The following is a 12,513-nucleotide window of genomic DNA, read 5'->3' as shown; positions in this document are numbered from 1 at the left end:
CTTCACCTCATGCGGTTTTCGTGTTGGGGAGCAGGATGAGTTCATCGTCGGGAAGCGGCCTTTGAAGAGCCTTCGCTTCCGACCAAGGGGCCGTCATCCATTTCTCGATCTCATCTTCGGTTCGCAAGATGACCGGCATAGCTTTCTGATGGACAGGCGCGACGACCGCGTTCGGCTCGGTTGTCAAGAAGCCGTAGAGATCGACCGTAATCTCTCCCTCCTTTACCTTCCTCACAGACCGCCATTGGGGCACCCATAGTCCTGCGAAGAACATCAGCGGCTCGTCCGCGCCGCCTGCAAACCAGGCGTTTGGTGTTCTGCCTCCCTCGACCTTGCTGGACGGATCTGGCTCAGCAAACCGGTTGAACGGCACCACGCAGCGGTTCTCCACTCCCAGCCATCTCGCCCAGTGCTTGCTCGACGTGTTGCGGACGTTCGTCGTTCCGCCGTCAGGCTCCATTCTCAGAAGCTCATCGAAGTTCACTACCTTGCCCTTGGCTCGAAGCTTGTCGGCTCGCTTGGTAGCGTTGTCGAAGATCGCCTTTTGGGAGGAGGGCAATCCCCAACGAACCTTCACCAGTTCTCGGCCGGCTGGCGTGTTCCGGACAATCGGTCCCATCTGATCGGGATACAGGTCTAGCTCCGGCTCAAGGTTGCCGACGCTATCGATCAACGCGCGAGTGATCTGCCGGATGGATTCCTGATTGGTCGAGATATTATAGAGATTGCACATTCAAAACTCCTCTATCCTCGCGTTTGCGAGACCACGACGACTTTCGCTGAGCCTTTGAGGCCGCATTTCTTGCACCTAAGCACCTTTGCGGCGTCAGAGATTGGGGCATCCTTTCCTAGGATTTTCTCCAGTCTCGGTCGTTCAATCTCGGTCTTCCGGCCGCAAGTGCAATGCGCGTAGAGCCTATGCCACTCCCTCAGGTCCGAAAATACAACAGCATCATTCTTTCTAGCCTTCGGATTGATGTACCCCATCCTCTTTGCCCATTCGTCTGGCGAAAAGTGAAAATGAAGGCGGCATCGATTATTGAATGCATTCTCGGTGCGCGTGCATCCCAGGGATTTGGCGATCAACGATGGAAGCGATGGCATCGTAAGATTGCCATGTTTTTCCAAGAGGTCCTTTCGATCCAGGCGCCGCAGGATCTCGCAGTCCTCGCAGATTACGTCGACCGTCTCGCCCTTGTGATCTGCAAGCATATTGGCGGGCGAATCCGCACGCTCAGTTGTGCTCATCGGGACGCATGTGCTCGACTACGGCGCGGGCTTCGGTGATCTTCCGCAGAAATGCATCCGACTTGGCGATGGTGCCGTTTCCCTGCCGTTGATCAAAGACATCCTCACCCAGGAAGGCGATTAGGTCGCGAATGACCTCCGCATCGTGGGGCGTGATTGTGTAATCGGTCGTTTGCATGGCGCACGTCTCCGTTCCGCCGATCGCGGACGGTCCTCTTTGTCAAATTGTTGGTAAACCTAGACCGTGGCCGGTCCCGTTTGTTCTATAAATGTTCTTGTTTTGAGAAAGAGTCAAGCACGTCGGATATGTCGCGGAAATAAGGATAAGACTCGACCTTGTCGCTACGCTGACTACGCCGTCCCGGCTCCGCGAGCGCTAACTGAACAGCCGGAGGTCGGAAGGTTATTAGCGCTCTGCGCGTCGAAGTTGGTCGACCATACCGAACTGGCCAGCAGCTCCAAAACGCCTAGATCTTCGCGAGGCCAATGACGGACGGCGGCATGAGCTGGATTATCGTCTTCGGGTTCATGGATTATGCGAAGCTTTTTCGCGGCCTGCGGAGCTTCAACAATCGCCCTTATCTCGCCGACCACTCCAACGGCAAATCTAGCCTTAGGGCCGACTGTCAAATCGCTATTTCGAATTGCTTCTATAGCGCATCTCAACTGCTCGCTATCAGTGCCATTATAATACTCGCACCAAGTCGCAGAAAGATAGTCTTCATCGGCACGGAGTTCGAAGGCCTGGGGCAGAACGCCGATCACGTTGTCGTCTTCATCTCTGCGGAGCTTAGACCAAGGCACGAAACGCACGATCCGCTCGTCATCGCGGAGGTAGTTACTAGCCATGCTGGAACCAAATCGACGGATCGTACGGCTTCAGGAAATCTTGCAGTCGCTCAATTTTTCCCTCGCCTGCGGCTCTTTCGATCTCGCCATCTAATTCGCGCATCAGCACCCATCGCACCTTATCATTCGATAGGCATTCAACGGTGAGCTTGTTAGCGCCGGCGGTCCATGCGGCTATTATTCTCCCACTATTTGAAACGCCAATGCCAGGTTTCCGGTCAACTGAAAGCGTAAGCAGCATGCGAATGAACGTTCTTGCCGTTTCATGACCGGGAACGGGATCACGAGGATCCCACTCCTCGGCGTCATACAGATTATCAATCTGGAGAAAAAGCTTTTGCAGCCAAGCCAATCCCAGATGCATAGAAACGCGTGATACGGATATCTTGAATTCCATTCTCGCGTTCTCGAGTTGGCCTTTCAGTTCTGACGGCTGTGCCTGCGTACTCCACACTGCTTCACGTTTGTCAGGTGTCGGGAATGGCGCTCCAGGCCACACGGCAGATGTCACCCCCTCCCAATCTCCAGTAATCGGAAATGGAATGGAGTTCTGCTGACTTACGCGGCTACTTAAGACAGGTGCGTTCACTGAAAGAGCCTTCTAGATTCATCTGTTATAGACGCTTCGAACACGCGATTCTTAATAGAACGCATTTCATCTATTAATTGCAAGAGGGCGTCTCGCCTAGCGGGTATGTCAACAACGCAACCGATATCGATGTCGAGCGTGAAAGAGTACATTTTTGGTGCGGGAGCCACCACCGACGCAGACTGCAGCGTCACCGAGAATCTACCGTCGTCGAGTGCGACGTTTGCCGCCACCGCATAGGAATCGATCGGTCTCTTGCTCAGCGATGGAATAGTCGGATAGACGTTCAGGAAAGTCGCCACGTCCATAACAGGATGATTGTTGCTTTTATCGGGGAAAGGCACGTCAATTCGATTTATGTACCGCGCACCAACTCGCACCACAGGCCGACGACTGAAGGTATCGAAGTAAAGTTCGATGTCACGACCAATCCTCTTTCTGAACTCAGTCCAACCCGGATACGGAGCCAATTGCGATACCACCAATACTTGGGTGTTGATGACAACCATTTCAAGCGCACTGTGGGAAGCAAGGCGCAACCCAATGGGTTCCTGACTTCCGGAAATGCCTTTTTCGGATATCTGTGCGTTAAAACCGACGTTTCGGGTCTCCTGCGGATAAAACCGCTTAAACTTTTCCACCCTTTTTGTGATTTGGTCGAAAGTTATTGGCTCACCAAATTGGAGTTCAACGACGCATTCGATTATCGGTGGTTTTCCGTAGTGCTTGTGTTCATCGTCCATATATTCCTCATATTCCTCCAAGCTAATGCGGACTACCATGTTCCTTTAAAATGTCGATGTTCATATCGACTGGCAAGATAATTGAGGACAAGTTTTGTCGCCGGGTCCACCCGCGTTCGCGCATACAGTTTCTCCGCCGCAAACTTTCCGCAAAGTTCAGCGAGAAGCCACAGCGTGTTTAAATGTAACTTATTGAATTTTTTGAGATAAATTTAGATCTCGAAGTTTGGCTTTTGACCCTTAGCAGGGGAGCGCCTTCGACCACTCGGCCACCTCTCCGGTGCGGCCCTGATAGGGCCATTCATTTATCGACGCAAGCGCTTTTTCATCTCCGCGCATGTTCTCCATGCATTAAGACGGCGAGAGCAGCCTGCGGAGGCGAACCTCATAGCCGGCTTGCAGTTGATATCAAACCAGAAGCTGTTTGATATCCGCAGCCGGATCGGCCAGAACGGCTTTCGACGGATTGACGCCCGTTTCCAGCAGCTTCTTGCCGGTAACATAGGCTTTTGCGTCGTTGACGGCATCGACAGCGATGAAACGGCCCTGCTTGAAATACCAGACGGAAACGGAGCCCTCGCGGGCGCCGGCGCGCATCAATGTTTCGTCATAGCCGAGGTTGAAACCGGCGATCTGCAGTTTCACGTCATATTGATCCGACCAGAACCACGGCTTCGGATCATAGGCCTCGTTGCCACCAGCAATGATCTCGGCTGCGGCTTCCGCCTGATCGACGGCGTTCTGGACCGATTCGAGTCGGATCCGCCCGCCCTCCCATGGCAGCTCGACACAATCACCCACGGCGAAAATGGATGGATCAGAGGTGCGCGCGAACGAATCGACGACGATGCCGTTGCCGACCTCAAGGCCGGCTTCCTTGGCGAGCCTGTCATTCGGGGCGACACCGATACCGACGACGACGAAGTCGACATCTATGGTGGATCCGTCCGAAAGCTCCGCGGCGGCGACATGACCGTTCCTGCCGACGAGCTGCTTCAGTCCGGTCTTCTCGCGAATGACGACATCATGCTTCCTGTGTATCGCCCTGAAGATATCGGCCGTCTCCTTGGCCGCGACACGCTGCAGGATTCTGTCGCTCATTTCGATCAGGGTGACCTCAAGGCCGCGATGGCGCGCGACGGCCGCCGCCTCAAGTCCGATATACCCCCCACCGATGATGAGAACCCGGCGTCCGGGGCGCATCTCGCCCGCAAGAAGATCCGCATCGCGCTTGTCGCGGGCGAGATAGACGCCTTCGAGCGTGCCACCGACGGAAGGCGGCAGTCGACGCGGAGTGGCCCCCGTCGCAAGCGCCAGCGTTTCATAGCCCAGCACCGAGCCGTCCTGCATGACGATCTGCTTTGCGGCGCGGTTGATCTGCTCGACCCAGGTGGACAGGCGGATATCGACATTGTTGTCGGCATACCAATGTTCCGGGCGGAACAGCAGGCGATCGAACGTCATCTCGCCGAGCAGATATTTCTTGGTCAATGGCGGTCGCTGATAGGGAAGGCTCTCCTCCGCACCAACGATGGTGATGGGCCTGGAATCACCAAGTGCCCGCAATTTGGCTGCGAGCGCAAAGCCCGCCTGCCCGGCCCCGATAATGACCAATCTGCCCGTCACGATCCGTACTCCATTGTTATCATGGCGATCCGCCGGCGTGATGCGGGACGGATGCGCCTATGGATCTCAGGGGTAACGCTTACACCTGCAAGCGTCAATCACGACTGACCCTGCGCCAAGGATCGGGAGAAAATTAGGCCGGCAGCCAAGAGCGGCGGACCTCCGGCCGAAGCCGAACTGCCGCTCCATCTCCTTTTCTGCCGCACGTGTGCCGCGCCAGGTGGGTCCACCCGACTGCAGAATGCCTAATCGACGATTTCGATCCAACGCCGCTCGTGGAACGATCGCGCCATGGCATGAACAGACTTTTCGATGCGCAGGCCATCCGCGAAAGCGACGACGGACGCAGCTTGCCCGGAAATGGCGCGGATCAGCTCGCGGCATTCGATGATCTTCAGATCGTTGAAGCCGAGGCCATGGCCGGGCGCCGGGATGAAGCGATCGTAGGGCTTGTGCGCGGGGGCGGCGAGAACCTTGCGGAATCCCTGTTCGCTATCCCTGCCCTCGGCCTGGTAAAGCTCGAATTCGTTCATGCGCTCCTGATCATAGGAGATCGACCCCTTGGAGCCGAAGATCTGCAAGGCGATACGGCCCTTGCGGCCCCAGGCCGAGCGATTGGCCATGAGCACGGCGGAAATGCCGCCTCCCAGCCGCATCAGCACATTGGCGAGATCGTGATTTTCGACGGTGCGGCGGCCGCCGTCCTTCAATGGCCGCTCGGCATAGGGCTTCGCCATATCGGTGATGACAGCTTCGACATGACCGAACAGGAACCACAGCAGCGAGAGAGGATGCACGGCAAAATCATCAAGAGCGCCGTAACCCGAGGCAAGCTCGCTCTTCCAGTAGAACAGGCCGTTTGGATCGGCCATGAAATCCTCGTCCATCTCGACGCGGACGTGATTGACCGCGCCGATCGCACCCTCTCCGATCAGCGCCTTGATGTGCCGCATCACCGGGTTCTGGATATAATTGTAGCCGAGAACGGCAACCTTGCCGGAAGCCTTGGCGGCAGCCAACATGCGTTCGGCATCGCCATAGGCAGGCGCCATCGGCTTTTCGCACCAGACATGCTTGCCGGCTTCGAGAGCTGCAATCGCCATTTCCGGGTGGAACTGATTGGGCGTCGTGACGGAAACGACATCGACATCGGGATCGGCAACAAGCTCGCGCCAGTTGGCCGTCGCCTTTTCGAAGCCGAATTCGTCGCCCCGTGCCTTCGCCAGATCGGCATTGGCCTCGGCCAGATGCACCAGGCGCGGCCGCGCGACATCGCCGAACACGGTCTTGACCGCATTCCACGCCAGCGCATGGCATTTGCCCATGTAGCCGGTTCCGATCAATCCAACGCCCAACGGCTTCATTTGCCTGTCCTCCCACATAATCTCCCGAAGTTGGGCTGATTTTTGGAATATCTGGACCGTTTTGACAAGCGCACTCTTGCGACCGCCGTCGCCACAACTCACAAAAAATCTAAGTTATATGTTCTAAATCATTCACTTAAAAATATTCGTGCTGGATGAATCAAAATCCGCTATCGTTGCGAATATGGAATATTTGTTTCATTAGCGGGTGTGGCGGCGGAAGGACGGGGGCATGGACAATAGCATCGACACGCAGATCAGGGTGCCACGTGACTTCGAAAGCCTGCGCAGCATCATCATAGAGCGCAAGAATGCCATGCCGAAGCGCCTTGCACAGGTGGCGGCCTTCGCGCTTGCCAATCCCGACGAGATCGCCTTCGGCACGACAGCCAGCATTGCTATGGCGGCCGAAGTCCAGCCGTCGACGCTGGTGCGCCTGGCCCACCATCTCGGCTATGTGGGCTTTTCCGACCTGCAGAGCATCTTTCGCGAGAGGCTGCGCGATCGGACGCTGAGCTACGAAGAGCGGCTGGTAACGCTGGAGCGCTCCGGTATCACGGACGAGGAGGCCGGCATTCTCTCCGGCTTCCTGTCTGCTGCCAGCCAATCGGTCAACAAACTCGCCGCCACCATCGAGACGGAAACCTTTACCAAAGCAATCGATGTGCTTGCTGCCGCGGAGACGATCTATCTCATCGCCAAGCGCCGCTCATACCCGTTGACGGCGCATATGACCTACGCCTTCTCCAAGCTGAACATACGCCACCAGATCGTCGCCTCGCCGAACGGCATCGATGGCGAGATTACCCGCTTCGCCACGCAGAAAGATGCGGCGATCGCCGCGAGCTTTTCCCCTTATGCCGCCGATAGTCTGGCGCAGGCGGAGGATCTCGCCGCGCGCCAAGTGCCCGTCATCGCCATCACCGATTCGGCCTTCTCGCCGCTCACCGCCTGCGCCACCCATTGGTTCGAAGTGGCCGAAGCCGACTTTGCCGGCTTCCGCTCGCTGTCGGCCTCGATGGCGCTCATCATGGCCTTTCCCGTCGCCATCGCGGAGCGTCGGCGAAAAAGCGGGATAAAAGCAGACAAAACGAAAATGGAATAAACATTCCGAATTGACAAAATATCGGAACCAATGTTTCATTACCGCCAGGATCACGGTCGTGGGAGATGACCGCCCGATCGACCACAACCGGGACAAAACGAACACCGGCACTTTCAATAATGCATGATCCCGGCGCAAGCTGAAGAGCAAGAGGGTCATGCTGGGACGGGAGGACATCATGGCACACGACAATCCGGGCGCTCGGCCGGAGGCGAAACTCGATGTGATTACCATCGGCCGTTCCTCCGTCGATCTCTATGGCCAGCAGATCGGCTCGCGGCTGGAGGATATCGCATCCTTCGCCAAGTCGGTGGGCGGCTGCCCGGCCAACATCGCCATCGGCACGGCACGGCTGGGACTGAAATCCGGCCTCATCACCCGCGTCGGCGACGAACAGATGGGCCGTTTCATCCGCGAACAGTCGGCGCGCGAAGGTGTCGCCGTCGACGGGATCGCGACGGACAAGGAGCGCCTGACAGCGCTGGTGCTGCTCGCGGTCGAGGCCGAGGGCGTCTCGCCGATGATCTTCTATCGCTCCGATTGCGCCGACATGGCGCTGGAGGAGAGCGATATCGACGAGGACTTCATCAAGTCCTCCGCTGCCGTTCTGGTTTCCGGAACGCATTTCTCCAAGCCGAACACCGAGGCCGCACAGCGCAAGGCAATCCGTATCGCCAAGGCGAACGGCCGCAAGGTGATTTTCGATATCGATTACCGGCCGAACCTCTGGGGCCTCGCCGGCCATGCCGAGGGGTTCGAGCGCTATGTGAAGTCGGATCGCGTTTCCTCGAAGATGAGGGAGACGCTACCGGATTGCGACCTGATCGTCGGTACGGAAGAGGAGATCATGATCGGTTCGGGCGTCGACGACGTGCTCGGCGCGCTGAAGGAAATCCGCCGCCTGTCGCCCGCGATCATCGTGCTGAAGCGCGGTGCCATGGGCTGTATCGTCTATGAAGGCCCGATCTCGGACGACCTCGAGGCCGGCATCGTCGGCGACGGATTCCCGATCGAGGTGTTCAATGTGCTCGGCGCCGGCGATGCCTTCATGTCCGGCTTCCTGCGCGGCTATCTGCGCGGTGAACCGCTGAAGACCTGCGCCACATGGGCGAATGCCTGTGGCGCCTTCGCTGTCTCCCGTCTGCTCTGCTCGCCGGAATATCCGACCTGGACAGAGCTCGATTTCTTCCTCAAGACGGGCAGCAAGCACCGGGCATTGCGCAAGGATGAGGCGATCAACCACGTCCATTGGGCGACGACCCGTCGCGGTGACGAGATCCCGCTGCTGATGGCGCTTGCCATCGATCACCGCTCGCAGCTCGTCAGCGTTGCCGACGAACTGGGTGTCGGCCATGACAGGATCGTTGCTTTCAAGCGACTGGCCGTCGAGGCGGCGGCGCGGGTGGCCGACGGCCGGCCTGGCTACGGCATGCTGATCGATGAGCGCTTCGGCCGCGATGCCTTCTTCGATGCCGCAACCAAGAATTTCTCCTGGATTGGACGGCCGGTCGAACTGCCGGGATCGAAACCGCTGAAATTCGAGTTCAGCCAGGATATCGGTTCGCAGCTCGTCGAATGGCCGCTCAATCATTGCATCAAATGCCTCTGCTTCTACCATCCGGACGATCCGAAGGAATTGAAGGCGGAGCAGCAGGAGAAGCTGCGGACGCTGTTCGAGGCAGCGCGAAAGGTCGGCCGCGAACTGCTGGTCGAAATCATCGCCGGCAAGAATGGTCCGCTCACCGACGACACGATCCCGACCGCCATGGAAGAGCTCTATGCGCTCGGCATCAAACCGGATTGGTGGAAACTGGAGCCGCAGGAATCGACCGCCGCGTGGAAAAAAATCGATGCCGTGATCGCCAAAAATGATCCATGGTGCCGGGGTATCGTGTTGCTCGGTCTGGAGGCACCGGCAGAGGAACTGATCCGCAGCTTCGAGGCGACGCTGGCCGCACCCTCGGTCAAGGGTTTCGCCGTCGGGCGAACGATCTTTTCCGATGCGGCGCGGGCCTGGCTGTCAGGCAGCATGAACGACGAGGAAGCGATTGCCGACATGGCCAGCCGCTTCCGGCAACTGACCCAGGCGTGGCTGAAAACCCGCGGCCTGCAATAGTTTAAAAGCATTTGGGAGGCGCCCCATGGGCAAGACGATCCGATTGACGATGGCGCAGGCCGTCGCACATTTCCTCAAGAAGCAGATGACCATCATCGACGGGCAGAAGCAGCCGATCTTCGGCGGCGTCTGGGCGATCTTCGGTCACGGCAACGTCGCCGGCATCGGCGAGGCGCTCTATCAGGTGCGCGAGGAGCTGCCGACCTATCGCGCTCACAACGAGCAGGGCATGGCCCATGCCGCCATTGCCTATGCCAAGGCGAGCTTCCGCCAGCGCTTCATGGCCTGCACAACATCGATCGGCCCCGGCGCGCTGAACATGGTGACTGCCGCAGGTGTCGCGCATGTCAACCGCATCCCCGTTCTCTTCCTCCCCGGCGACGTCTTCGCCAACCGCGCGCCCGATCCGGTGCTGCAGCAGATCGAGGATTTCGGCGACGGCACGGTCTCCGCCAATGATGCCTTCCGCCCGGTTTCGCGCTATTTCGACCGCATCACCCGGCCGGAGCAGATCATCACGGCGCTGAAGCGCGCCATGCAGGTACTGACCGATCCGCTCGATTGCGGTCCGGTGACCCTGTCGCTTTGCCAGGATGTGCAGGCGGAAGCCTTCGACTATCCCGAGAGCTTCTTCGAGGAACATGTCTGGACGACGCGACGCCCGCAGCCGGATGCCGACGAGCTGGCGAATGCCGTTGCGCTGATCCGCAAATCCGAAAAGCCTGTTATCCTTGCCGGCGGCGGCGTGCTCTATTCACAGGCGACCAAGGAACTGACTGCTTTCGCCGAAGCGCATGGCATCCCCGTCGTCGTTACGCAGGCCGGCAAGTCGGCGATCGACGAGAGGCATCCGCTGGCGCTCGGCTCGGTCGGCGTCACAGGCACGTCGGCCGCCAATGCCATTGCCGAGGACACCGATCTGGTGATCGCCGTCGGCACCCGCTGCCAGGACTTCACCACCGGCTCCTGGGCGCTGTTCAAGAACGATAAGATGGTCATCATCGGCCTCAACATCGCGGCCTATGATGCATTGAAGCATGATAGTCACCCGCTGGTGACGGATGCGCGCGAAGGTCTGAAGGCACTCGACGCGGGCCTTGCCGGCTGGCGGGCTCCGGCCTCGCTCGCGGAGCAGGCAACGCGGGAGAAGAAGGTCTGGATGGAGGCCGCCGCCAAGGCGATGGCGACCACGAATGCCGCCCTGCCCTCCGACGCCCAGGTGATCGGCGCCGTCACGCGCACGCTCGGCGGCGATAAAACCATCGTGCTGTGCGCCGCCGGCGGCCTGCCGGGCGAGCTGCACAAGCTCTGGCCGGCAACCGCGCCCGGCAGCTACCACATGGAATACGGCTTCTCCTGCATGGGTTACGAGATCGCTGGCGGCCTCGGCGCAAAGATGGCGCGGCCGGACAAGGAAGTTGTCGTCATGGTTGGCGACGGCTCCTATATGATGCTGAATTCGGAGCTGGCGACCTCGGTCATGCTCGGCCTGAAGCTCACAGTCATCCTCCTCGATAACAGGGGCTATGGCTGCATCAACCGGCTGCAGATGGCAACCGGCGGCGCGAACTTCAACAATCTGCTGAAGGATTCGTACCATGAGGTGATGCCGGATATCGACTTCAGGGCGCATGCCGCGAGCATGGGCGCGGTAGCCGTGAAAGTCGCCTCCATCGCCGAGTTGGAACAGGCGATCGAGGCATCGAAGAAGAACGAGCGCACCTCGGTCATCGTCATCAACACCGATCCGCTGATCACGACGGATGAAGGCGGTCACTGGTGGGACGTCGCCGTTCCCGAAGTCAGCCCCCGGCTTGAGGTCAACAAGGCCCGTGCCGCCTACGAAAAAGCGCGCGCCGTCCAGCGTATCGGCTGATCGATTTCTTTCATTTTTCCGGAGGAGCGTTTCGGCTCCTCCAACACTATTTTCAAGGAGACCATTGATGAAGGCCAAACTTGGCATGTCGCCCATCGCGTGGTGGAACGACGATCTTCCGGAGCTGAGCGACGACGTATCTCTCGAAGAATGCCTGCGCCAGTCACGCGGTGCCGGCTTCACCGGCATGGAACAGGGTCGGCGTTTCCCGAGCAATCCCGAGGAGATGCTGCCGATCCTGCGCGCCGCCGACGTGACGCTCTGCGGCGGCTGGTTTTCGGGCACGCTGGTCAACGAGGAGCTTGCCGCCAACAAGGACCGCATCGCTCCGATGATCGCGCTGTTCAAGGCAGTCAACGCACCCTGCATCGTCTATGGCGAAGTCGGCCGCTCCATCCAGGGCGACCGCTCCAAGCCGCTCGCCACCAAGCCGCGCCTTTCGGATGACGAGATGAAGGCCTATGCGCGCCGCGTGACCGAATTCGGCGAATGGTGCGCCGAGCAGGGCATGCCGCTCTCCTATCACCATCACATGGCCGCGGTCGTCGAAACCGAGCCGGAACTCGACGCCTTCATGCGCTATTCCGGCGAAGGCATTCCTCTTCTGCTCGATGCGGGTCACCTCGCTTTTGCCGGCGGCGACGTCCTGCGCGCCATCGACAACCACCACGCCCGCATCAACCATGTCCACGTCAAGGATATCCGCAAGCCTGTCGTGGATGGGCTGGATCGCAGCCGGCAGTCCTTCCTCGACGCGGTGGCGCTCGGCGCGTTCACGGTGCCGGGCGACGGCTCGCTCGATTTCGGCGCCATCGTCAAGCGCTTCGCCGATTATGGCTATGAAGGCTGGTTCGTCGTCGAGGCCGAACAGGACCCGCGCAAGGCTCCGCCGCAGAAAATGGCCGAGATCGGCCATGCCGAATTGATGCGCGTCATGACGGCCGCAGGTTATACGGTGGAAACCGAGGGTTTCCCCAAGTAAGTGAGGAAGAACGCC

11 protein-coding genes are annotated in these 12,513 nt (G+C 59.0%); 4 read left to right on the top strand and 7 right to left on the bottom strand.

Translation table 11 applies throughout. The features are described 5' to 3' along the window. Positions 1-7: 7 nt before the first annotated feature. From FHT28_RS03900 to FHT28_RS03870, 7 genes are all read right to left on the bottom strand, one after another. A complete protein-coding gene (locus tag FHT28_RS03900) occupies positions 8-733 on the bottom strand; it encodes an SOS response-associated peptidase (protein ID WP_168595638.1) in 726 nt (241 codons plus the stop codon). 501 nt (positions 734-1,234) lie between these two features. After that, positions 1,235-1,426, bottom strand: coding sequence for a hypothetical protein (locus tag FHT28_RS03895; RefSeq protein ID WP_168595637.1), 192 nt, complete (start codon positions 1,424-1,426; stop codon positions 1,235-1,237). A gap of 173 nt (positions 1,427-1,599) precedes the next feature. Continuing rightward, positions 1,600-2,097: a hypothetical protein gene (locus FHT28_RS03890; protein ID WP_168595636.1), complete on the bottom strand. Its 498-nt coding sequence runs from the start codon at positions 2,095-2,097 to the stop codon at positions 1,600-1,602. Next, a complete protein-coding gene (locus FHT28_RS03885; protein WP_168595635.1) occupies positions 2,090-2,494 on the bottom strand; it encodes a hypothetical protein in 405 nt (134 codons plus the stop codon). The genes FHT28_RS03890 and FHT28_RS03885 overlap by 8 nt, the downstream gene beginning before the upstream one ends. Positions 2,495-2,682: 188 nt before the next feature. Beyond that, positions 2,683-3,429, bottom strand: a complete 747-nt coding sequence (locus FHT28_RS03880) for a TIGR04255 family protein (protein WP_168595634.1) — start codon at positions 3,427-3,429, stop codon at positions 2,683-2,685. Positions 3,430-3,837: 408 nt separating this feature from the next. Then, a complete protein-coding gene (locus FHT28_RS03875) occupies positions 3,838-5,055 on the bottom strand; it encodes an FAD-dependent oxidoreductase (RefSeq protein ID WP_037193841.1) in 1,218 nt (405 codons plus the stop codon). 245 nt (positions 5,056-5,300) lie between these two features. Continuing rightward, the gene (locus FHT28_RS03870; RefSeq protein ID WP_168595633.1) at positions 5,301-6,419 is read right to left on the bottom strand and encodes a Gfo/Idh/MocA family oxidoreductase; all 1,119 of its coding nucleotides are present in this window, start codon (positions 6,417-6,419) and stop codon (positions 5,301-5,303) included. Between the two features lie 232 nt (positions 6,420-6,651). On the opposite strand from FHT28_RS03870, the gene FHT28_RS03865 reads away from it, so the two are divergent. The 4 genes from FHT28_RS03865 to iolE all read left to right on the top strand — a co-directional run bounded on the left by FHT28_RS03865 (position 6,652) and on the right by iolE (position 12,498). Continuing rightward, entirely contained in the window at positions 6,652-7,524 is an 873-nt protein-coding gene (locus FHT28_RS03865; RefSeq protein WP_168595632.1) for a MurR/RpiR family transcriptional regulator, read from the top strand. A 178-nt stretch (positions 7,525-7,702) separates the two neighbouring features. Continuing rightward, positions 7,703-9,640 carry a 5-dehydro-2-deoxygluconokinase gene (iolC, locus tag FHT28_RS03860; RefSeq protein ID WP_168595631.1) on the top strand — a complete coding sequence of 646 codons (1,938 nt, stop codon included), beginning with the start codon at positions 7,703-7,705 and terminating at the stop codon, positions 9,638-9,640. 25 nt (positions 9,641-9,665) lie between these two features. Continuing rightward, a complete protein-coding gene (gene iolD / locus FHT28_RS03855) occupies positions 9,666-11,516 on the top strand; it encodes a 3D-(3,5/4)-trihydroxycyclohexane-1,2-dione acylhydrolase (decyclizing) (protein ID WP_168595630.1) in 1,851 nt (616 codons plus the stop codon). A 67-nt stretch (positions 11,517-11,583) separates the two neighbouring features. Continuing rightward, positions 11,584-12,498 carry a myo-inosose-2 dehydratase gene (gene iolE / locus FHT28_RS03850; RefSeq protein ID WP_168595629.1) on the top strand — a complete coding sequence of 305 codons (915 nt, stop codon included), beginning with the start codon at positions 11,584-11,586 and terminating at the stop codon, positions 12,496-12,498. Positions 12,499-12,513 lie beyond the last annotated feature (15 nt).

Source organism: Rhizobium sp. SG570, from assembly GCF_012275345.1.
GTDB lineage: Bacteria > Pseudomonadota > Alphaproteobacteria > Rhizobiales > Rhizobiaceae > Rhizobium > Rhizobium lusitanum.
The sequence above is the reverse complement of the archived record's forward strand: the minus strand, read 5'-3'. Positions and strand labels throughout refer to the sequence as shown.